Annotated in this window: 22 protein-coding genes; 3 read left to right on the forward strand and 19 right to left on the reverse strand. The window is 72.9% G+C overall.

All coding sequences use genetic code 11. The annotated features are described in order from the left end of the window. Window positions 1–110: 110 nt before the first annotated feature. The 7 genes from QA634_RS11485 to QA634_RS11515 form a co-directional block, all read right to left on the reverse strand. A complete protein-coding gene (locus QA634_RS11485) occupies window positions 111–308 on the reverse strand; it encodes a hypothetical protein (protein WP_012332135.1) in 198 nt (65 codons plus the stop codon). Between the two features lie 278 nt (window positions 309–586). Then, on the reverse strand, window positions 587–1,294 hold the full coding sequence (locus QA634_RS11490) for an ABC transporter ATP-binding protein (protein WP_043702263.1): 708 nt from the start codon (window positions 1,292–1,294) through the stop codon (window positions 587–589). A 5-nt stretch (window positions 1,295–1,299) separates the two neighbouring features. Continuing rightward, window positions 1,300–2,088, reverse strand: a complete 789-nt coding sequence (locus QA634_RS11495; RefSeq protein WP_012332137.1) for an ABC transporter ATP-binding protein — start codon at window positions 2,086–2,088, stop codon at window positions 1,300–1,302. Then, a complete protein-coding gene (locus QA634_RS11500; protein ID WP_012332138.1) occupies window positions 2,085–2,930 on the reverse strand; it encodes a branched-chain amino acid ABC transporter permease in 846 nt (281 codons plus the stop codon). The genes QA634_RS11495 and QA634_RS11500 overlap by 4 nt, the downstream gene beginning before the upstream one ends. Before the next feature lie 11 nt (window positions 2,931–2,941). Beyond that, on the reverse strand, window positions 2,942–3,823 hold the full coding sequence (locus QA634_RS11505) for a branched-chain amino acid ABC transporter permease (RefSeq protein ID WP_012332139.1): 882 nt from the start codon (window positions 3,821–3,823) through the stop codon (window positions 2,942–2,944). A 176-nt stretch (window positions 3,824–3,999) separates the two neighbouring features. Beyond that, the gene (locus QA634_RS11510; RefSeq protein ID WP_012332140.1) at window positions 4,000–5,136 is read right to left on the reverse strand and encodes an ABC transporter substrate-binding protein; all 1,137 of its coding nucleotides are present in this window, start codon (window positions 5,134–5,136) and stop codon (window positions 4,000–4,002) included. A 247-nt stretch (window positions 5,137–5,383) separates the two neighbouring features. Further along, window positions 5,384–5,890, reverse strand: coding sequence for an META domain-containing protein (locus QA634_RS11515; protein ID WP_150108824.1), 507 nt, complete (start codon window positions 5,888–5,890; stop codon window positions 5,384–5,386). A gap of 267 nt (window positions 5,891–6,157) precedes the next feature. On the opposite strand from QA634_RS11515, the gene QA634_RS11520 reads away from it, so the two are divergent. Next, window positions 6,158–6,466 (forward strand): helix-turn-helix domain-containing protein, encoded by a 309-nt coding sequence (locus QA634_RS11520; RefSeq protein ID WP_063826000.1) that lies wholly within the window; start codon window positions 6,158–6,160, stop codon window positions 6,464–6,466. A gap of 94 nt (window positions 6,467–6,560) precedes the next feature. On the opposite strand, the gene QA634_RS11525 is transcribed toward QA634_RS11520, so the two are convergent. Genes QA634_RS11525 through QA634_RS11540 form a run of 4 tightly spaced genes read right to left on the reverse strand, consistent with a single transcriptional unit; the run spans window position 6,561 to window position 10,338 of the window. Next, window positions 6,561–7,781 (reverse strand): NAD(P)/FAD-dependent oxidoreductase, encoded by a 1,221-nt coding sequence (locus QA634_RS11525; RefSeq protein WP_012332143.1) that lies wholly within the window; start codon window positions 7,779–7,781, stop codon window positions 6,561–6,563. A gap of 45 nt (window positions 7,782–7,826) precedes the next feature. After that, window positions 7,827–8,621, reverse strand: coding sequence for an ABC transporter ATP-binding protein (locus QA634_RS11530; protein ID WP_012332144.1), 795 nt, complete (start codon window positions 8,619–8,621; stop codon window positions 7,827–7,829). Further along, a complete protein-coding gene (locus QA634_RS11535; RefSeq protein ID WP_012332145.1) occupies window positions 8,618–9,391 on the reverse strand; it encodes an ABC transporter permease in 774 nt (257 codons plus the stop codon). Before QA634_RS11535 ends, QA634_RS11530 begins: the two co-directional genes overlap by 4 nt. A 5-nt stretch (window positions 9,392–9,396) precedes the next feature. Next, window positions 9,397–10,338: an ABC transporter substrate-binding protein gene (locus QA634_RS11540; protein WP_012332146.1), complete on the reverse strand. Its 942-nt coding sequence runs from the start codon at window positions 10,336–10,338 to the stop codon at window positions 9,397–9,399. A gap of 256 nt (window positions 10,339–10,594) precedes the next feature. On the opposite strand from QA634_RS11540, the gene QA634_RS11545 reads away from it, so the two are divergent. Then, a complete protein-coding gene (locus QA634_RS11545) occupies window positions 10,595–10,870 on the forward strand; it encodes a hypothetical protein (RefSeq protein WP_012332147.1) in 276 nt (91 codons plus the stop codon). Between the two features lie 66 nt (window positions 10,871–10,936). Here the strand turns inward: QA634_RS11545 and QA634_RS11550 are convergent, their stop codons facing one another. From QA634_RS11550 to QA634_RS11565, 4 genes are all read right to left on the reverse strand, one after another. Then, window positions 10,937–12,115: a sensor histidine kinase gene (locus tag QA634_RS11550; RefSeq protein ID WP_012332148.1), complete on the reverse strand. Its 1,179-nt coding sequence runs from the start codon at window positions 12,113–12,115 to the stop codon at window positions 10,937–10,939. Between the two features lie 50 nt (window positions 12,116–12,165). Further along, window positions 12,166–12,936: an HAD-IA family hydrolase gene (locus QA634_RS11555; protein WP_012332149.1), complete on the reverse strand. Its 771-nt coding sequence runs from the start codon at window positions 12,934–12,936 to the stop codon at window positions 12,166–12,168. Window positions 12,937–13,171: 235 nt separating this feature from the next. Continuing rightward, window positions 13,172–14,032: a phosphoribulokinase gene (locus QA634_RS11560; RefSeq protein WP_012332150.1), complete on the reverse strand. Its 861-nt coding sequence runs from the start codon at window positions 14,030–14,032 to the stop codon at window positions 13,172–13,174. A gap of 106 nt (window positions 14,033–14,138) precedes the next feature. After that, window positions 14,139–15,119, reverse strand: coding sequence for a fructose 1,6-bisphosphatase (locus QA634_RS11565; protein ID WP_012332151.1), 981 nt, complete (start codon window positions 15,117–15,119; stop codon window positions 14,139–14,141). 216 nt (window positions 15,120–15,335) lie between these two features. On the opposite strand from QA634_RS11565, the gene QA634_RS11570 reads away from it, so the two are divergent. Further along, window positions 15,336–16,292: a LysR family transcriptional regulator gene (locus QA634_RS11570; protein WP_012332152.1), complete on the forward strand. Its 957-nt coding sequence runs from the start codon at window positions 15,336–15,338 to the stop codon at window positions 16,290–16,292. A 154-nt stretch (window positions 16,293–16,446) separates the two neighbouring features. On the opposite strand, the gene QA634_RS11575 is transcribed toward QA634_RS11570, so the two are convergent. The 4 genes from QA634_RS11575 to QA634_RS11590 are packed head-to-tail and all read right to left on the reverse strand — an operon-like array spanning window position 16,447 to window position 20,855. Continuing rightward, on the reverse strand, window positions 16,447–17,211 hold the full coding sequence (locus tag QA634_RS11575; protein WP_012332153.1) for a PIG-L deacetylase family protein: 765 nt from the start codon (window positions 17,209–17,211) through the stop codon (window positions 16,447–16,449). Between the two features lie 10 nt (window positions 17,212–17,221). Beyond that, window positions 17,222–18,454 (reverse strand): glycosyltransferase family 4 protein, encoded by a 1,233-nt coding sequence (locus QA634_RS11580; RefSeq protein WP_012332154.1) that lies wholly within the window; start codon window positions 18,452–18,454, stop codon window positions 17,222–17,224. Then, window positions 18,451–19,284, reverse strand: coding sequence for a sugar phosphate isomerase/epimerase family protein (locus QA634_RS11585; protein ID WP_012332155.1), 834 nt, complete (start codon window positions 19,282–19,284; stop codon window positions 18,451–18,453). Before QA634_RS11585 ends, QA634_RS11580 begins: the two co-directional genes overlap by 4 nt. Then, the gene (locus QA634_RS11590; protein ID WP_012332156.1) at window positions 19,281–20,855 is read right to left on the reverse strand and encodes a YcaO-like family protein; all 1,575 of its coding nucleotides are present in this window, start codon (window positions 20,853–20,855) and stop codon (window positions 19,281–19,283) included. Before QA634_RS11590 ends, QA634_RS11585 begins: the two co-directional genes overlap by 4 nt. Window positions 20,856–20,874: the final 19 nt, after the last annotated feature.

Genomic DNA, 20,874 nt, shown 5'->3' on the forward strand with positions numbered 1-20,874 from the left:
TCCGGGACGAGGCCTAAGCGGAACGGGATTCGGCAATTCCGCTTGGCCGATTGTGTCCGCACGATTTTTCGCCGCCGACGCGGTGACCGCCTCGGCCCATGGTGCTCAGGTCAGACCGCCGCGCGGGCGGTGAGCGCGATCAGGGCGAGGAGCCCCGCGCCGAGGAGCGGCCCGAGGGAGGCCGCCACCAGGGCGGCCCTGTCGAAGGCCGGCGCCGCCGCGTAGCGCTTCGTCTCGGTCCCGTGCGGCCTGAGGAGCGGCGGCGGAGCGCCGCGCGCCGCCGCTCCCGGCGTCCAACTCTGTTGCATGCCCGCGTCCCTGCCCGCGTGGGCCGCTCGCGCGGCCGTCGCGGATCGCCGTTTCTGGTCCCCGCATCACAGACGCCGCGGGTGAAGAGGGCGTAAACCGGGCAGGCGCCGCCGGGATCGTCGTAAACGGGCCGTTCTCCCGATCGGCGAAACGCGCGTCGGCCGCCCGGTCCGGCACCGTCAGCCGACGAATTGCTTCGCAATGCGGGTTCCGGCGTCGCTCACGCGCCGCGCGGGCGTGTCATGCGCCGTCCGGACGTGATCGTTCGGACAGCGGATCAGAGGCCCAGATAGGCCGCGGTCACGGCCGGGTCGCGGGCGATCGCCGCCGCGGGGCCGCGCAGGCGGATGCGCCCGGTCTCCAGAACGTAGGCCTCGTCCGCGATGGCGAGCGCCGCCCCGGCATTCTGCTCCACGAGCAGGATGGTGCGGCCCTCAGCCCGCAGGGCCGCGATGATGGCGAAGATCTCCTCCACGATCAGCGGCGCCAGACCCATCGAGGGCTCGTCGAGGAGGAGCAGCTTCGGCTCGGCCATCAGGGCGCGGCCCATGGCGAGCATCTGCTGCTCGCCTCCCGAGAGGTAGCCCGCCTGCTGCGACAGCCGCTCCCCGAGGCGGGGGAAGCGGGCCACCACCGCCTCCTGCCGCCGCGCCGCCTCGGCGCCGCCGACGTGGTAGCCGCCCAGGCGCAGGTTCTCGGCCACGCTCATGTTGGCGAAGACCTGCCGGCCCTCCGGCACCTGCACGATGCCGCGCCGGGCGATGCGGTGGGCGGGCTCGCCCGCGAGGTCGCTGCCGTCCTCGCCCCAGCGGATCGCGCCGGCCCGGGGCGTCATCAGACCCGAGAGGCCGCGCAGGATCGTGGTCTTGCCGGCCCCGTTCGAGCCGATCAGCGAGACGATGCGGCCCCGCGGCACGGCGAGGTCGATGCCGTGGATCACGTCCGCCCGGCCGTAGCCGAGGGTCAGGCCCGTGACGCTGAGCAGCGCCGTCACGGGGCGACTCCCTCGGCGGCCTTGGTGCCCAGATAGGCCTCGATCACGGCCGGGTGGGCGCGCACCTCCGCCGGGGTGCCGTCCGCGATGCGGCGGCCGAAATTCAGGACGGTCAGGCGGTCGCACAGGCTCATGACGAGGGGCATATCGTGCTCCACGAGGAGCAGGGTGAGGCCGCGCTCGTCGCGCAGGCGGCGCAACAGGGCGAGGAGCGCGTGGGTCTCGGCCGGGTTCATCCCCGCCGCCGGCTCGTCGAGGAGGACGAGGCGCGGCTCGCAGGCGAGCGCCCGGGCGATCTCGAGCCGGCGCTGGTCGCCGTAGGGCAGGCTGCCGGCCCGGCGCTCCGCCGCCTCGGCGAGGCCCACGAAGGCGAGCAGGTCGCGGGCGCGGGCCTTGGCGGCGCGCTCCTCGGCCCGGAAGCCGGGGCTGCGCCACAGGATGCCGAGCCCGGAGGAGAGCCGCGCGTGCATGCCGGTCATCACGTTCTCCAGCACCGTCATCTCCGAGAAGATGCGGATGTTCTGGAAGGTGCGGGCGAGGCCGCGCGCCGTACGCCGGTAGGGCGGCAGCCCGTCGAGGGGCCGGCCGTCGAGCTGGATGCGGCCGGCGCTCGGCGCGAGCACGCCCGAGAGCAGGTTGAACAGGGTGGTCTTGCCGGCCCCGTTCGGGCCGATCAGCCCGTGCACCGTGCCCGGGCTGACCGTGAAGTCGACGGAATCCACCGCGACGAGGCCCTGGAAGCGGCGGGTCAGGCCCTCGACCGCGAGGAGGGGGGGGCTGCTCATCGGGCCCCCGTCCGGGCGATGCGCCAGGGCAGGATGCCCCGCGGCATGAACAGGACCGCCAGCACGATGATGAGGCCGTTCACCATCAGGCGGAAATCGGCGAGCGGGCGCAGCACCTCGGGCAGGAGCGTCAGGATCGCGGCGCCGAGCACCGGCGCCACCGGCGAGCCGATCCCGCCCAGGAGCGCGTAGCTCAGGATCGTCACCGCGGTCTCGAACCCGTACTCGTTGGGGCCGATGAAGGAGGAGACGTGGGCCGACAGGCAGCCCGCGAGGCCGGCGAGGGCCGAGGAGACCACGAGGGCGGTCATGCGGTAGCGCGGCAGGTTCACGCCCATCACGCCGGCCGCGGCCTCGTCCTCCCGCATCGCCTCCATGGCGCGCCCGATCCGCGAGCGGGCGATCAGCACGAGGGCGAGGAGCGCCGCCGCGAGCGTGCCGTAGATCGCCCCGACCCCGCCCTTCTCGGGGATGCCCGAGAGGCCGAGCGCCCCGCCCGCGTAGTCCCAGTTGAGGAAGACGATCCGGGTGATCTCGCCCAGTCCGATCGTCGCGATGGCGAGGTAGACGCCGGTGAGCCGCAGGGTCGGGCCGCCGACCACGAGGGCGATCAGCGCCGGCACCGCGGCGGCGCCCGCCATCGCGACCGGGAACGGCACGCCGGCCTTCACGGTGAGGAGCGCGCCCGTGTAGGCGCCGACCCCCATGAAGGCCGCCTGGCCGAGCGAGAGCTGGCCCACCGCCAGCACCACGTAGATCGACAGCGCCAGGATGCCGTTCACCCCGATCCCGTGGATCAGGCTCTGGTAGGTCCAGTAGAGATCGTCGAGGGTCTCCCACATGGCGGCCTCCCTCAGGCGCGCTTGGCGGCCGCGCGGCCGAACAGGCCCATCGGCCGGAACCACAGCGTGGCCACGAGGAGCGCGAAGGCGGTGAGGTCCTTGAAGGTCGAGGAGATGTAGGCGGCGGTGAGCACCTCGGCGAAGCCGAGGAGGAGGCCGGCCACCAGGGCGCCGCGCAGGTCCCCGAGCCCGCCCACGATGATCACCGCGAAGCCCCGCAGCATCATGTGCTCGCCCATGAAGGGCTGGATGGCGTTGAAGTTGAGGCCGACGAGGACGCCCGCCGCGCCGCCGATCGCCCCCGACAGGAACGAGACCACCCGCACCATCAGGCCGCCGTTGATGCCCATCAGCGCCGCCGCCTCCGGGTTCTCGGCGACGGCCCGGATGGCGAGGCCGAGGCGCGAGCCGCGCACCAGCGCCAGCAGGGCGGCGACGAACAGGAAGGCCGCGCCGATGATCAGGAGCTGGGTCGTGCCGACCCGCACGCTGCCGAGGCTGTAGGCGCCGCCGTCGAAGATCGCGGCGGGGAAGCGGCGGATCTCGGTGCCGAGCCAGGCGGCCATGCCGGCATAGAGGAAGAGCGTCGCCCCGAGCGTGACCATCAGCGAGGCCAGTTCGGGGGCCTTGGCCCGGCGCAGGCGCGTGAGGAGCAGGCTGTCGATCGCCACCGCGACGAGGCCCGCCACCAGGGCGCCGACCGGCAGGGCAGCGGCGATGCCGAGCCCGAGCCCCTGCGTGGTCCACAGGGCCGCGAAGGCCCCGAGGGCGAAGTAGACGCCGTAGGTGAGGTTGATGACCCCCATCACGCCGAACATCAGGGTGAAGCCGACGGCGAAGAGCGCGTAGGTCGCGCCGAGGACGACGCCGTTGACGAGCTGCTGCTCAAGCATGGGACGCGTTCGGCATGGAGCCTTCGAATGGAGCCCGCGATCGGGGTGCGGCGGAGCGTGTGGATGGGCGCGGGGAGCCGCGCGCCGGCCGGGCGGCGCCGCGCGCCCCACCTCCCGCGCGGGGGTCCCGCGCGGGGGAGCGCGCCGCTCCCCGCCTCACCGGCTCGCGGCCGGGCTCACTCCAGCAGCTGGAACTTGCCGCCCTTCATGGTGAGGACCACGACGCCCGACGTGTCGGCCGGGTCCCGGCTCTCCGAGAAGGAGAACGGCCCCATCACGCCGCTGTGCTTCACCTTGATGAGCGCGTCCTTGATCTTCTCGGAATCCGGCGCCCCGGCCGCGTCGATCGCCTTGGCGACGATGAACAGGGTGTCGTAGGCCTGGGCCGCGAACTGGTCGGGGCTGTCGCCGCTGTACTTCTCGCGGAAGGCGGCCACGAAGGCCTGGTTCGCCGGATCCTTCTTGCCGACGAACCAGGGGCTGCCGACGATGGTGCCGTCCGCCGCCGCGCCGGCGATCTCGCCGAGCTTGGGCGAGTTGAGGCCGTTGCCGCCGATGATGAACACCTTCGGGTCGATGCCGAGCTGCCGGGCCTGGAGCGCGATGCCGGACGCCGCCTCCACCAGCGCCGACAGCACGATCGCGTCCGGGTTCAGGCCCTTGATCTTGGTGAGCTGGGCCGAGAAGTCGGTGTCCTTCGACCCGAAGGTCTCGGTGGTCAGGGTCTCGATGCCGAGCTTCTCGAGCCCGGCCTTCATCACGTCGTAGGCCGACTTGGTGAAGGCGTCGTCGTTGCCGTACATCACGGCGACGCGCTTGACGCCGAACTTCTCCTTGGCGGTCCGCAGCGTCACCGGGATGACGTCGGCCTCGGGCAGCGAGGTGCGGAACACGTAGGGGCCGATCGCCGTGATGCCGTTGGCCGTGGTGGAGGTGCCGACGATCGGCACCTTGCGCTCGTTGGCGACCGGCCCGGCGGCGAACATCTCGTTCGACAGGGTCGGTCCGAGGATCAGCGGGACCTTGTCGCGGCCGATCAGCTTGCGGGCGGCGTTGAGCGCCTGCTCCTTGGCGCCGGCCGAGTCCTCGTAGGCGAGGGCGAGCGGCCGCCCGCCGAGCACGCCGCCGTTCCGGTTGATCTCCGCGAGCGCGAGGTCGAAGCCGCGCTGGATCGCGACGCCGTAGCGGCTGTTCGGCCCGGTCAGGATCTCGATGGCCCCGAGCTTCACCGGCGACTTGTCCTGCGCGCCCGCGCCCGCGACCGCACCGAGCAGCATCGCTGCCGCCGTCATCCCCTTCATCAGCGAGCGCATCCGCTCCTCCCTCCGCACTGCCCGCCCGCGCCGCAAACTGCCGCACAACGCGGCGCGGTGCCGGTCTTCTCGGCGGGGCGAACGCTGCCTTAGAGCAGGCGCGGGTCTCGGACAATCGTCGTATCGACCTCGAATCGCGGCGGAGCGCGCCGCGGCGGCGGCGGGCGGCCCGGTCTCGCGACCTTCGCGACGAGAAAGGCGGACCGCGACGGGTCCGCCCGCTTTCCTCACGCCGCGGCGCGGACCGTCACAGCGCCCGGTCGAAGCGCAGTTCGCCCGCCTGCGACTTGATCACCAGCTGCGACCCGACCAGGTCCCACTGCGCCGAGGTGCGTAACGCCGTGAAGAACTGCATCTCCGTGGCGGCGAGGCCCTTGTCGCAGGCTTTCTTGGTGATCGCGAGCGGGCCGACCGCGAGGTGCTGCTCCTTCAGCGGGAAGGCCGTCGCCGCGAAGGTGTTGCAGCCGCCGAAGCCGCGGGCGCGGTACTGCTTGTCGATGATGAAGCTCGGCCGCTCGCTGCTCGGGAAGGGCTTGCCGTTCAGGCTGACCGCCGTCCAGGTGGAGTCGAGCGGGAAGATCTTCTCCTGCGCCTTGGCGGGCGGGATGTACTGCTTCTGCTCCGACTTGTCGCGGTTCTTCTGGCCGTAACCCAGGATCGCCTGCGCCGACGCCGAGGTGGCGCTCGCCACCTGAGCGGCGAACGCCACGAGCGCGACGGCACCGGCCGCAGCCGCCATCCGCATCGTCATCATCATTGCCCCATCGAGCCTTGCTGTTGGGGCGGGACTCTAGTCAGGCCGGCATGGCCATGCAACCCACCGGAGCCCTGCGCATTCGCGCGCGCGGCCACCAATCGAGACTCTTCGAAGACTGTTGCAATTTTGCAGCAAGCTTGGCTGTAGGGTGGAACTTGGGATGAATAGCCGGAACGACAAGCTTGACCATGCCGCAACGAACGGCCGGCTGGCGCGGGGGCGGCGGCCTGCTATGAATCGGCGCAGTCGCAACGAGCGAGAGGGATGGCTGTGAGCGGTGGGATTGACGTGACGGGCGGTCAGGTGCGGCAGGCGCGGGACCTGCTCGGGTGGTCCGAGACGGATCTGGCGCTGCGCGCCAACGTCGATGCCGGGGTGATCCGCAGCTTCGAGTCGGGTGGTTACCCGCCCTCCCGCCACCAGCGCGACGCGCTGCGCCGCGCGCTGGTGGCGGCGGGCGTCGCCTTCAGCGCGCATGGCGAGCCCTGCGCGCGGCTGCGCGGCGCCGGCGCGGTCCAGGACGGCATCCACCCGCGCGAGCTCACCACCGAGAACGACGACGGCAGCGCCTGAGCCCCCGCGCAACGGTCCGCCGCGCGTCCCGCTGAGATCCGCGTTCCCGCATCATCTTTGCCGCCGGACCGGCGACCGCTTCGGCGCCTGATGCTCAGGCGGCGAGCGCCAGGGCCTTGAGGTCGAAGGCCGGGTCGGCCGCCTGGTCGGGGCTCGGGCTCACCCCGGCCTGGATCAGCCGGCGGGCGATCATGTGGTCGGCCGGGCGGTTGAGCGACTCGACGCAGGTGAGCCGCTCGCCGCGGTAGCGGAAGACCGAGAAGCCCGCCCCGGCCGCGCCGCGCCGCACGACCGCGTCGTCCGGGCGGCTCAGCCCCGCCATCTGCAGCTTCAGCGCGCCCTGGTCGCTCCAGAACCACGGCACCGCCGCGTAGGCGGCGGGCCGGCCGGTGAGGCGCGCGGCGACGCAGCGCGCCCCGTCGACCGCGTTCTGCACCGACTCGATGCGCACCCGCGCGCCGTCCGCGTGGGGGGAGGGGTGGGCCGCGCAATCGCCGATGGCCGAGACGGCGGGGTCCTCGGTGGCCAGCATCGCGTCGACGTGGATGCCGTTGCCGGTCGCGAGCCCGGCCGCCTCGGCGAGGTCCTGGTTGGGCAGGACGCCGATGCCGACGAGGACGAGGTCGGCCTCGACCGTGCTCCCGTCGCCGAGCACGACGCCGCGGGCGCGCGTCTCGCCGGCGATGCCCCGGACGGTCGCGCCGAAGCGGAACCGCACCCCGGCGGCCTCGTGCGCGGCCACGACCGCGCCGGCCATCTCGGGCGACAGCGCCCGGGCCAGCGCCCGGTCGAGCCCCTCGATCACCGTGACGGACAGGCCCCGCGCGGCGCAGACTGCCGCGAATTCGAGCCCGATGAACCCGGCCCCGACCACGGCGACCCGGGCGATCCCGGGGAGCGCCGCCCTCAGCGCGTCGGCCTCGGCGAGGCTGCGCAGCTGGAACAGGCCGGGCAGCTCCGCCCCGGGCACCGGGAGCGGCCGGTTGCGGGCGCCGGTGGCGAGCACGAGCTGTTCGTAGGCGACCGCCTCCCCGGAGGCGAGCAGCACCTGCCGCGCGGAGCGGTCGATCGCGCTCACGCGCTCGCCCGCGCGGACCCGGATCCCGTGCTCGGCGTAGTAGGCGGGGGGACGCAGCTGCAGGCCCTCCGCATCGGTCTTGCCAGCCAGGTAGGCCTTGGAGAGGGGCGGGCGGCCGTAGGGCAGCCCCGGCTCGTCGCCGATCAGGGTCACCGGGCCGCGATAGCCGCCCTCGCGCAGGGAGGCCCCGAGCTGGAACCCCCCCTGACCGGCGCCCACCACCACGATGCCGTCCATGCCCACCTCCCCGGTTCCGGGGCGCGGGCCGCGGCTCCCGGATCGCTACTGCGCCAGCGCGGCGAGCACCGCCTCGCCGCGGACGAGCTCCGTCAGCCGGGCCTTGAGGTCCGAGAAGGCGGGGCTCGTCTTCACCGTGTAGTGGCGCGGATGCGGAAGGTCGACCGGCACGTCGGCCTTGATGCGGCCCGGGCGGGCGGTCATGACCACGACCCGCGAGGCCATGAACACCGCCTCCTCGATGTCGTGGGTGACGAAGATCACCGTCTTGCGCTCCCGCTCCCAGAGGTCGAGCAGCAATTCCTGCATCAGGCCGCGGGTCTGGGTGTCGAGGGCGCCGAAGGGCTCGTCGAGGAGCAGGATCGCCGGATCGTTGGCGAGCGCCCGGGCGATGGCGGTGCGCTGCTGCATGCCGCCGGAGAGCTGCTTGGGGTAATGCGCCTCGAAGCCGCGCAGCCCGACCTTGTCGAGGAAGGAGGCCACGATCTCGCGCCGCTCGGGGGCGGGCAGGCCCCGCTCGCGCAGGCCGAAGCCGATATTCTCCGCGACGGTCAGCCAGGGAAACAGCGTGTAGGACTGGAACACCATGCCGCGGTCCGGCCCCGGGCGGCGCACCTCCCGCCCGCCGACGAGGACGCGCCCGCGCGTCGGCCGGTCGAGCCCGGCCACGATCCGCAGGAGCGTCGACTTCCCGCAGCCCGAGGGGCCCAGGAGGGTGATGAAGTCGTTGGGCGCCACGGCGAGGTCGGTCGGGTCGAGGGCGCGCAGGGGCGCACGCCCGGCGACGCCCGGGAAGACCCGCGCCACGCCCTCGATCGCGACGGCGGCGGGGGCGCTCACGCGAGCTTCCAGCGGAAGAGCTGCCGGTTCAGCGCCTTGAACAGGAAGTCCGAGGCGAGACCGATCAGGCCGATGACGATGATGCCGAAGATGATCTGGCCGGTGGCGAGCAGCGCCTGGCTCTCGATGATCATGTGGCCGATGCCCGAGGAGGAGCCGATCAGCTCGGCGACGATCACGTAGGTCCAGGCCCAGCCGAGCACGAGCCGCAGGGTTTCGGCGATGTCCGGCGCGGTCGCGGGGATCAGCACCCGCCGGATGATGCCGGAATCGCCCGCGCCCAGCGTGTAGGCCGCCTCGACCAGGTCGCGGCGCACCGCGCCGACCGCCACCGCCACCATCAGGACGATCTGGAACACCGAGCCGATGAAGATGACGAGCAGCTTCTGCATCTCGCCGATCCCGGCCCACAGGATCAGCAGCGGCACGAAGGCTGAGGCCGGCAGGTAGCGGGCGAAGGAGACGAAGGGTTCGAGGAAGGCCTCGACCGGCTTGTAGGCCCCCATCAGGATGCCGAGGGGCACCGCCACCGCGGAGGCGAGGAGGAAGCCGCCGAGCACCCGCCAGACCGTCATGCCGATATCCGACAGGAAGCCGAACCGCGTCAGCAGCAGCCAGCCGTCCCGCACCATCGCGATCGGGTCGGCCAGGAACGTCGCCGGCACGAAGCCGCCGAGCGTCGCGAGGCTCCAGGCGCCCACGAAGACCACGAAGAAGCCGAGCCCGAGCGCCGCGCGCGCGGCCGGACCGACCGGCTCCAGCGGACGCATCGCGCTCACTTCACGAAGCTTGCGTCGAACAGGCCGTCGATCTCCGGTTTCTGCTTGATGATCCCGACCTCCAGGAGCAGGTCGGCCGCCTCGGCGGAGAACGCCTGGAGCGGGCCGGCGAAGGCGGCCCGGTTCGCCTCCCGATCCTGCCAGCGCAGGAACTTCGCCGAGGCGGCGAAGGCCTCGCCGGTCTGCTTCACGTCGGCGCCCATGATCTCGTAGGCCTTGGCCGGATCCTTGGCGATCAGGTCGAGGGCCTCGAAGTAGCTCTCGGCGAGCGCCTTGGCGGCTTTGGGGTTCTGGGCGAGGAAGTCCGGCGTGCAGCCGAACGTGTCCATGACGATCGGGTAGTCGAGGGTGGTGGCGATGATCTTGCCCGCCTGGGGCGCCGCCCGCACCGAGGAGAGATAGGGCTCGTAGGTCATCGCCGCGTCGTTCTGGCCGGCGATGAAGGCCTGGGCGGCCGGGCCGGGCTCCAGGTTGACCACCTTCACGTCCTTGAGGGACAGGCCGTTCGCCTTCAGCATCCAGGCGAGGGCGAAGTAGGGCGAGGTGCCCGGCACCGAGGCCGCCACGGTCTTGCCCTTCAGGTCCTTGATCGAGCCGATCTCGCCGCGCACCGCCATGCCGTCGGCGCCGTAGGACTTGTCGAGCTGGAAGATCTGCTTGGTCGGCACGCCGTTCGCGTTCCAGGCCACCCAGGTCTCGACCGTGGTGGCGGCGCATTGCACGTCGCCCGAGCGGATGGCGAGGTGGCGGCTGCCCTGCGGGATCTTCTTGATGGTGACGTCGAGGCCGTTCTTCCGGAACAGGCCGGCCTCCTTGGCCAGGGTGAGCGGGGCGAAGCCCGTCCAGCCGCTGATGCCGATGGTGACCTTGGTCTCCTGCGCGTAGGCCGGCGCGGCGATCGCCGCGGCGAGACAGAACCCGATCGCTGCCCTTCTCATCCGGTGTCTCCACTGTCCCGGTGGTCAGACTTTCGTAGCGGCGCCGCCCGCTTTTGTATAGACATATTGGCGGGCAGCCTGCCTCTCGGACGGGCAGGGACGCTCCGCCCGCCCGGTGGGCCGCTTGCCGTGCCATGCCGTGCCGGCCAGCCGCTCCCCGCCGTAACATTCGATAATGTCATAGATTACGTTTTAATATAATGGCAATGCATACGTAAATATTCATTGGTCGTTGGGTGGCGGCGCGGAGTTTTGCATGGGGGATGATCCGAGCGCCGAAATTGTACGCTCGCTGATCGACGCGATCGGGCGCAGCGTCGTGATCGAGGACAGGATCGCGAACGAGTACGCGCATCTGGCGCATCTGTGCGCGACGGCGGGGGGCGAGGCGGGCGGGCCGGATTTCCGGCAACTGGCGCGCCGCTACCGCGCCCGCGCCCTGGAGAGCGCCGGCCACCTGGCCGCGCTGAACGACCGCTACGGGCACGCGCTGCGCACGCGCTGGCGCACCGGGCGAGAGGACGAGTGGTAGGGCCGGGTCGGCGAGATCGGCATCGCCCCGCCAGGGTGCCGGCCGGCGCTCCCGGCCGAATCCCGCTCAGCCGAGCGGCATCTCCAGCACGAAGCGGGCACCCGGGTGATTCGGCTCGGCCGAGAGCCGCCCGTCGAGCTGGCGGGTGAGGTTGTTGATGATCTTGAGGCCGAGGCTGCGCTGGCGCGCATGCACGTCGAAGCCCGGGGGCAGGCCGACGCCCTGGTCCGCGACGTCGACCCGCATCATGTCCTCGCTCACCCGCACGGTGACCCGCACCGGGCCGGTCCCGCCCGGATAGGCGTACTTCACCGCGTTGGTGACGAGTTCGTTCACCATCAGCCCGATCGGGATCGCCTGATCGGCGGCGATGACGTGCGGGTCGGCCTCGCAGTGGAGGGGGTGGTGCGGCGCCGCCTCCTGCAGCTTGCCGACGAGTTCGCGCACGAAGCCCGCCACCTCGACCGTGCCCACGTGCAGGCCGCGCCAGAGATGGTCGTGCACCTGCGCCACGGTGGCGATGCGCGCCCCCGCATCCTCCAGGGCGAAGCGCACCTCGTCCGAATGGGTGTCCCGCGCTTGCAGCCGCAGCAGGCCCGCCACGACCCCGAGACTGTTCTTGACCCGGTGGCTCATCTCGCGGGCGAGCAGCGCCTGGTGGTCGAGGGCGTCGCGCAGGCGCAGGTCGGCGTGGTGGCGCTCCACCGCGAGCCCGACCAGCCCGGCGAGGCCCGCGAGGAAATCCTGGTCGGTCCGGTCGAAGCCCGGCCCGTCCCGGCCGCAGACTTCGAGCACCCCGTAGGCGCGCCGCCCCTCCTCGCCGAGGGGGATGGGCACGTTGACCGCGTGGTGGATCGCCGCCCCGGCGAAGGGCGCGGGCAGCCGGAAGCGGCCGCCCTCGGACAGGCCGTTCGCCAGGATCCCGGCCCCGGTGCGGAAGGCGTAGGCGGCGGGCGCGGCCTCGTCGGCCGCCGGGCAGGTCGCCCCGGTCGTCTCCTCGGGCCAGCCGGCGGCGGCCCGGATCAGGAAGTCGTGCTCGTGCGGGCGGTATTCGAGGATGTGGGCGAAGGGGGCGCCCAGCCCCTCCGCCGCCGCCTCGCAGGCGCGCCGGAGCAGGACACCGAGGTCGCGGCTCTGGAGCAGCATCCGGGGGAGCGACCCGAGGAGCCCCTGCTGCCGGAGCCGGTAGGATGGCTCGGCGCGTCCCCCCTCCGGCGTCTCCCGGTTCGACCACTCACCCGACATCGCCAGGAACCCGCACCAAAACCCGCGCCGCGGCGAGGCTGCCCCAACTCTTACGCCATCCTGCCCGCAGGACAAGCAGCCGCCCGCCGCGCGTGCCAGCGGCGCAGGGCGTCGAGGGAGACCACGCCGTCCGGCCAGGGCTCGCCCGCGAGCAGGCGGTGCGGGCGGCCCGGCTCGCCGAGATCCGACACCACGGACCCGGCCGCGCCGAGGTCGTCGGCCGGCAGGAACCGGCTCGGGGTCGCCACCACGGGCAGGCCCGCGGCCAGGGCGGCGCGCACGCCGTTCGTCGAATCCTCGAAGGCCACCGCCTCCTCCGGTCCCAGCCCGAGCCGGTCCAGGGCGAGGGCGTAGATCGCCGGCGAGGGCTTCTTCTGCGCCACCGCGTCGCCCGCCGCCACGGCGTCGAACGGCCCGTCCCGGAACAGGGACGCGATCAGGGCCTGGACGTTGTCGGCGTGGCTCGTCGTCGCGATGGCGAGGCGCAGCCCCGCTTCCTTCGCCTCGGCGACGAGCCGGCGGATGCCGGGCCGCGCCGCGAGCCGCCCCTCCGCGACCAGGGCGACGTAGGCCCGCGTCTTGGCGTCGTAGATCTCCGGCACCAGGGCGCCGATGCGCTCGACCCCGGCCGGGCGGTAAGTGGCGAGATAGTGCAGCAGCCGCTCCCGCCCCCCCGTGACCTGGAGGAGGTCGGTGTAGAGGGCCTCGTCCCAGGTGAAGGGCAGGCCGAACCGGGCGAAGGCGCGGTTGAAGGATTCCCGGTGAACGGGTTCGGTCTCGGCCAGCGTGCCGTCGACGTCGAAGATGAGGGCTTTCAGCACCGCGCGGTCTTCCCTGGGACCTTGGTACATAGCGCGGTGACCGGGCCTTGGGGAGCCGGCAAGGTTCGCCCCGGGCGGCCGCGGCGCGCGGGCCCGCCCGGGCCTTGTTCCGACATCCGGTTGATGGCTTCGCAATGCGGATGTCGGCTTCGCTCAGGCGCCGCGCTCAGGCGCCGCGCTCAGGCGCCGCGCGGGCGCGTGATCCGGGATCCGCTTCGATCAAGCGGATCCCGGATCACAGGAGCCGGCGGCGCCGCTCCACCAGCTGGAGGATCATCGGCGTCAGGATCAGCTGCATGGCGAGGTCGAGCTTGCCGCCGGGGATGACCACCGAGTTCGCCCGCGACATGAAGCTGCCGGCGATCATCGAGATCAGGTAGGGGAAGTCGATCCCCTTGGGGTCGCGGAAGCGGATGACGACCATCGACTCGTCGGCGGTCGGGATCCAGCGGGCGATGAAGGGGTTCGAGGTGTCGACGGTCGGGATGCGCTGGAAGTTGATGTCCGTGTTGGTGAATTGCGGGCAGATGACGTTCACGTAGTCGGGCATCCGGCGCAGGATCACGTCGGTCACGGCCTCGGTCGAGTAGCCGCGGGTCGCCCGGTCGCGGTGGAGCTTCTGGATCCATTCGAGGTTGATCACCGGCACGACCCCGATCTTGAGGTCGGCGTACTGGGCGATGTTGATGCGCTCGTTGTGCACCGCCCCGTGCAGCCCCTCGTAGAAGAGCAGGTCGGAATCCGGCTCGAACTCCTCCCAGGCCGAGAAGGTGCCGGGCGCGCCGCCCCAGCGCTCGGAATCGTTGCGGTCGTGGATGTAGTGGCGTGTGCGGCCGCCGCCGGTCTCGGCATAGAGGCGGAACACGCCCTCCAGCTCGTCCAGGAGGTTCGCCCGCTCGCCGAAATGGCTGAGCGTCGGCTCGGCGGCCATGGCCTTGCGCATGGTGGCGCGGTCCATGGAGTGGAACGCGTCGCCCTCGATGTAGACCGCCGTGACGCTCTCGCGCCGGAAGATCTGCTCGAAGGTGTTGCGCACCGAGGTGGTGCCGGCCCCCGAGGAGCCGGTCACGGAGATGATCGGGTGGAGGGCGGACATCGCGCGGCCGGTCGAGACTGAAGGGTTCCCCGCTCTATGGATGCCGCCTCGCGCCGCAAAACGCGACCGGCCATAAGGGGGAGGGGCCCGCGCGGCGGGCGGCGCGTCACGCGCGCAGCAGGCCGCGCTGGCCGAACAGGGGCGAGCGGGCGCCGGTGTGGCGGCGCCCGTCATGGTACTTGCCGACGCAGGCGACCTCCTCGGCGGAGCCGAACACCAGGGGCGTGCGCTGCTGCAGGTCCAGGGTCGGCAGATCGAGGATGCGGGCGTCGCGCCCGTCCGTGGCCGCGCCCCCGGCCGCCTCCATCACGAGTGCGATCGGGGCCGCCTCGTGGATGAGCCGGGTCGCGCCGTTGGCGCGCCCGCGCCGGGTCTCGCCGGGCAGGATGTGCACCCCGCCGCGGCACAGGGCCCGCTGCGCCCCGACCGCCAGGGAGGCGCACCAGCCCATGGCGAAATCCTGCCCGCGCGGCCCCTCGCTCCCGCGCAGGCAATCCTCCACGAAGGCGCGCATCGGCGCCTCCCAGAACCGGGCATTGGCCGCGTCGATGGCGTAGAGGGTGCTCGTCGGCGGGATCGCCACCGCCTCGCGGCTCAGCCGGAACGCGCCGGAGGGATCGAGGGTGAAGATCCGGGCCCCCGCGCCCCAGGTCACGGCGAGTTCGGTCCGCGGCCCGTAGGTGACGAATCCGGCCGCCACCTGGATCCGGCCGGGCTCCCGGAAGGGCGCGCCCGCGGCGGGGCGCAGCGAGAACAGGGTTCCGGCGGGCTGGTTGCCCGCGAGGTTCTCCCGGCCGTCGAGGGGCGTGAGCGCGACCGCGATCGCGCCGTCGGGCATGAGCGCCAGCGGCGCCTCGGCCTCCGGCAGGGCGAGGAGGGCGGTCGGCGTCTCCCGCAGGGCGGCGACGAAGCGGGCCTGCACCGCGGCGTCGAGGTCGTCCGGGCCGGCATCGGCGCCGCCGTCGCGCAGGAGCCGCCCCGTCCCGGCCGCCGCCTCCGCCAGCGCCGCCAGCACGGCCGCGATCGGACGATCGCCGCCAGCCACCTCGCGCGCGAGGCAGGCGTCGAGGCGAGATCCGAGCCCCATGCCGCTGTTCCTTCCGTCCCCTGCGCCCCGCCGCGGATCCGGGCCGGTCCCGAAAGCCCGCCCCGGACGCCGCGGCCTCCTCGGCGGAATGCGGGGCGATCCGCTCGCCTGTCACCCCGCGAAAACTATGGCCGGCCGGGCTCGCGGGGGCAAATCTGAAAAAACTTGCCACCGCTTTCAAAAAAAATAAGCATGGCGCGAACGTGGCAGGACGTGATGCGCAACCTCTCGCTCAAGCAGCTTCAGGCCGTTGCCTCCATCGCGCGGCTCGGGACGATGACTCGGGCGGCCCAGGAATTGAACGTGACACCCGCGGCGCTCACCGCCCGGATCAAGGCCCTGGAGGACGAGGCGGGGCTGCTGCTGTTCGACCGCACCAGCGCCGGGCTGAAGCCGACCGATGCGGGGCGCGAGATGCTGTGGGCGATCGACAGCATCAACACGGTGCTGGAGACCTGCGCGGAACGCCTGAAGGCCCTGCGGGGCGGCAGCGGCGGGCGGGTGTCGATCGGGGTCGTGTCGACGGCGAAGTACTTCGCCCCCCAGCTGATCGGCGGCTTCGTGCACCAGCATCCCTCGGTCGAGATCGACCTCGTGGTCGGCAACCGGGGAGCCACGCTCGAATCGATCCGCGACTACAAGGTCGATCTCGCGATCATGGGCCGGCCCCCGCGCGATTTCCCGATCTCGGCCGAATCCTTCGGCCCGCACCCGCTGGTGGTGATCGCCTCGCCGAGCCACCGCTTCGCCGGGCGGGTCGGCATCACCAAGGCGGAGCTCGCCGAGGAGCCGTTCCTGGTGCGCGAGTACGGGTCGGGCACCCGGACGGTGTTCGAGGAGTTCATGACCGGCGTGATGATCAAGCGGGCGCGCCTCGGCATCGACAGCGGCTCGAACGAGACCATCAAGCAGACGGTGATGGCGGGCTTCGGCATCGCGCTGATCTCCGGCCACACGGTGGCGGCGGAGGTGGCGAGCCGGCGCCTCGTCCTCCTCGACGTCGAGGGACTGCCGATCCGGCGCGAGTGGTTCGTGGTGCGCCGCGCCGACAAGGTGCTGAGCCCGGCGGCGCGGTCGCTGTGGGACTACGTGGTCAAGGAGGGCGCCTCCTGGCTGCCGACCCTGCCGCTGCGCCCGCCCGGCGCGCCGGCGGGGGCGCCGGTGGCGGCGTAGGGACGTCCTCGAAGGAGCGTGCTCCGCCATGAGACTCGGGTCGGCGCTGCACGCGAACGACACCGCGACGGGACGCAATGGGTCGCCACGACCCGCCTCATCCGCCCTGCGCATCTCAGGCAGCCCTCGGGCGACCGGCGTCGCTCCTCCGCGACTACGGTCCCGCCGGCAGGTCCTCCACCGGAACGCCCGCGGGCACGCGCCCCTGCGCCCGGAACCGCTCGCAGCCCGCCTCGGCGCGCAGGCGCGCCGCCAGCCCCTCGCGCCCGCCGAACTGGAAGCCGAGCTGGCTCGCGTAGGCGGCGCAGGCGGCCTCCTTGCGGGCCTCGTCCTCGGCCGAGAGCCGCACCGCGACGTCCGGCAGCAGGGCGAAGTCCCGGCAAAACGGCGTCTTCGGGTCGGGATGGCGCACCGTGTAGGGGAAGTCGCGCCACCACAGGACCGGCGCCGCGGGCGCGACCGCGCGCAGCGCCCGCACGAGCTGGACGTGATCGACGTGCCCCCCGATCGCCTGCGGCGCGAGGAGCAGATCGGGCGGCGTCTCGGCAGAGAGGCTGGCGAGCGCTGCGGCGAGGGCGGGGCCGATCCCGTCCTCCGGGAGGAGGTCCCCGAACAGGGCCGCGGCCGAACCGTAGCCGCGGTGCGGCGCCTCGGGCAGGGCGAGGTGGCGCGCGAGCGCCCCGAGCGACGCGCAGGCCGCCGCGTCCTCGGCCCGCCGCAGGGCCATGTAATCCACCTCCGGGCCGAGCCCCTTGTCGAGCTGGCAGGCGAGCGCGAAGCCCGTCGGACGCGCCACGCTCGCGGTGAACAGCGTCGCCACCACGACCTGCCAGCCCGCGCGGGCGAGCCGCGCCAGCGTGCCCCCGCAGGAGAAGGCCGCGTCGTCGAGATGGGGCGACAGGGCGAGGGCCAGAGGCATCAGTGCAGCATCAGAGCAGGTGCGGCTCGGCGCGGAAGCGGCAGGCGGGATCCCGCGGCAGCACCGGGTCGACCGGGTCGGGCGCGCGGCCGCGCAGGCCGGCATAGACCCCCATGATCTGCCGCCCGACCGCCGTCCAGGAATAGTCCCGGCGGCACTCCGCCAGGGCCGCCGCGGCGAGGCGGGCGCGCAGCGTCCGGTCGGTGATCACCCGGTGGAGCGCCTCCGCCAGGGCCGTCACGTCGCCCGGCTGGACCAGGAGGCCGTTCTCGCCGTCGCGCAGGCAGTCCGAGACCCCGACCGAGTGCGTCGAGACCACCGCGAGCCCGGCCGCCATCGCCTCCAGGATGGTGTTGGAGAAGCCCTCCGCGTAGGTCGGCGAGACGAAGACGTCGCCCTGCCCGTAGAGGGCCGGCACGGCGTCGTACTCCGCGTAGCCGGTGAAGCGGACCTGCGCCTCGCCGAAGCCGAGATCGGCCGCGAGCGCGCGGGCGGGCGCGACGTCGGGGCCGATCCCCGAGATCACGGCCGCGAAGGGCGTCCCGCGCAGGCGCAGCAGGCTCAGCGCGTCGAGGAAGTCGAGGACGCCTTTCCGGCGGTCGACCCGGCCGTGATAGAGGAGCCGCACCGGCTCCGCGGCCGCGCCCGGTTGCCGGCCGGGCACCGGCCGGAAGCGCTCGGTATCGACGGCGCCCGGCACGATGGTGAAGCGGGCCGGATCGGCCCCGAGCCGGTCGCAGACCTCCCGCACGAAGGAGCGCCCGCCGATCAGCAGCGCGTTGGCGCGGGCGAGCACCCGCACCATGGCGAGGCGGTGGGTCTCGCAGCAGGAGCCGACCCAGTGCCCGTCGCCGCCCTGGATCGAGACCACGTTCGGGACGCCGAGATCCTGCGAGGCGAGCAGCGTCGCCCAGCCGGTCGGGTAGCCGTACTGCGCGTGCAGGACGTCGAACGGCGCGCGCCGGTGCTCGGCCGCGATGGCCGCCACCATCGCGTCGATGTCGCGCTCGAAATCGCCCCCGTCCTGCTCGCCGCATTGTTCGAGGCCGATCACCCGCACGCCGGGAACCGGCGGCGGCGGGCCGCCGCCGTAGACCCGGGTGCCGAAGGCGTCGCCCCGGTACTGGCTCACCATCGTCACGTCGTGGCCGGCCCCGACCAATTCCCGCAGCAGGTTCTGCGCGTACACGCTCATGCCCGAAATCGCCGGGAAGTAGCGCCGGCTGACGAAGCAGATCCTCATCCCCGTCGCCCCCGACACGTCTTCAGGAAGGCCAGCGCCTCCGGGATCATGCGGTCCGCCCGGTGGCTCTCCCGCGACAGCTCCACGCAGACCAGGCGCCGGAACCCCACCGCCTCGAGCGCGTCGAGGACCCCCGGCACGTCCATGTCGCCCTCGCCGAAGGGCAGGTGGACGTGGACGCCGCGCGCCATGTCCTCGATCGCCACGGTGCCGAGCTGCCCGGCGAATTCCCGCACCGCGGCGGCCGGATCGCGCTCGCCGGTGACGAGGCAATGGCCGGTGTCGAGGGCGAGCGAGAGGCCCTCCAGCCGCAGGGCCGCGTAATCGTCCAGCGTCTCGATCAGCATCCCGGGCTCGGGTTCGAGCGCCGCCACCACGGAGCGGGCGCGGGCGTGGGAGACGACCTCCTCCAGCCCGGCGCGCAGCCAGTCGCGCGCCTCGCCCGGGGCCAGTCCGGGCCTCGGCACCCCCGCCCAGAAGGAGACCGCCTCGGAGCCGAGGATCTGCGCGACGTCGATGGCCCGGCGCAGGAAGGCGACGCGGCGCGCCCGGCCCTGCGGGTCGGCGGTCACCAGGGTCGGCTCGTGCTTGGCGCGGGGGTCGAGGAGGAAGCGCGCCCCGGTCTCGATCACCGAGCCGAGGCCCAGGGCGGTGAGGCGCCCGCGCACGCGCTCGGCCTCGCGGGCCCAGTCCTCGGCCAAGGGGTCGAGGTGGTGGATGTCCAGGGTGAGGGCGACGCCGTCGTAGCCGGCCTCGGCGATGAGCGCGAGCGCGTCGTCGAGCCGGTGGTTGGCGGCGCCGTTGGTGTTGTAGGCGAAGCGCAGGCTCACGCGGCCCTCCCGCGGCGCTCGAGCCGGAACGGCGCGTGGTGCGATTCCGGCTCGCGGTAGAGGGGGTAGAGCGGCCCGACGATCCGCTCGGCCAGGGCAACGTCGAAGAGCGGCTGGCCGCCGAAGCGCTCCAGGGCCTCGGGCGTCAGGCGCACCGGCCGCAGGGTCTCGCTCTCCTGCCCGAAGCGGATCAGCGGGTGGTCGCGGGCGATCAGCTTGGCGGTGTTGCGCTCGCCGATCCGGTAATAGCTCATGGTCTCGACTTCGAGCCCCGGCACGATCGCCTTCACCACCCCGACGCCGCCGCCCGGCGGGGATGCATCGAGGTAGAGGACGTCGAAGCCCTCCGCCTCCAGGCGCTCGCGGGCGAGCCGCCCGCGGGCCTGGCCGTCCGGCGCGGCCGCGGTCGGCAGCTCGGCGAAGGGCTTGCGGGCGCGCTCGGAGAAGACCGTGTCGGCGAGGAAGCCGCGCAGGGTCTCGGCCGGTTGCTCGATCCAGTGGAGCATGGCGGAGAGGGCGCGGCTCTCCTCCTTGTCGAGACTCGGCAGGGCCGTCTCGATGAAGGCGTCGACGTAGCCGGGCGGGGTGATGCCCCGGGCGAGCGCCAGCGGCCCGTGGCCGAAGGTCTTGCGCACCCGCGCGGCCTGGAATTCCAGCAGCGCCTTGCGCAGGGCGCGCTCGCGGTCCGGGTCGCAGGCCTCGCCGCAGGCCGAGAGCGCGATCGGCGCGGGGGCGCGGGCCGGGTCGAGGTCGTAGCCGACGCAGTAGACGTTGGCGAAGCCGAACTGGTCGGTGGCGAATTTCGGCATGGCGCGGATGCCGAGCGCCTCCAGCCGGTCGAGCATGGCGCGGGTCTCCGGCCCGACCCCCTCCGCGAGGTCGAGCAGCACGCCCTGGTCGAGGGCGCGGAACAGGAGCCCGTTCCCGTCGCGTTGCAGGAGTTCGAGCAGCCCGTGGCCGAGGGCGAAGGCCACGTCGGGTCCGGCGCCGAGTCCGTTGGTGATCAGGTTCGTGAAGGGAACGTAGTCCTCGGAGAGTTCGAAATAGTCGGTGGCCGCGATGTCGAGGGGCATCAGGACCGTCTCGCCGGTGCGGGCACGCACCACCTCGGTCCATTCGAGCACCGTGTCGCGGCCGACCGGGCTGCCGGCCGGCAGGCCGAGGGTGAGCGGGTCGGCGACCGAGCCGGCGCCGAACACCCGCGCGAGGTCGTGGTAGCTGCCGCGCTCCTTCTTGCGCGGGATCAGCGCGACGCTCGGCATCAGGTTCTCGGCGATCTCGGCGATCGAGCCGATGATCGCCTCGGCATCGGTGGCGCCGTAGCCGATGCCGCTCGGCATGGCACCGACGAAGAAGGGATCGTCGAGGAAGAGCGAGACGAACCAGGTCGGCACGCCGGTGCGGTCGAGGGGGGCGAGGGGGAAGCCGACGACGCGGCCCGGCGGCAGCACCTCCAGGTAGGCGCGGGCGGCGTCGGGCAGGTCGGCCGGCAGGCCCTCGACCACGCGCTTCTCGCCGAATCGGGTGGGGCGCGGGCGGCTCGGTCGCAGGCGGGGCGTGTCGCTCGTCACGGGGCTCCCTCTCGTCTCG

The sequence above is a fragment of the Methylobacterium sp. CB376 genome, from assembly GCF_029714205.1.
GTDB lineage: Bacteria > Pseudomonadota > Alphaproteobacteria > Rhizobiales > Beijerinckiaceae > Methylobacterium.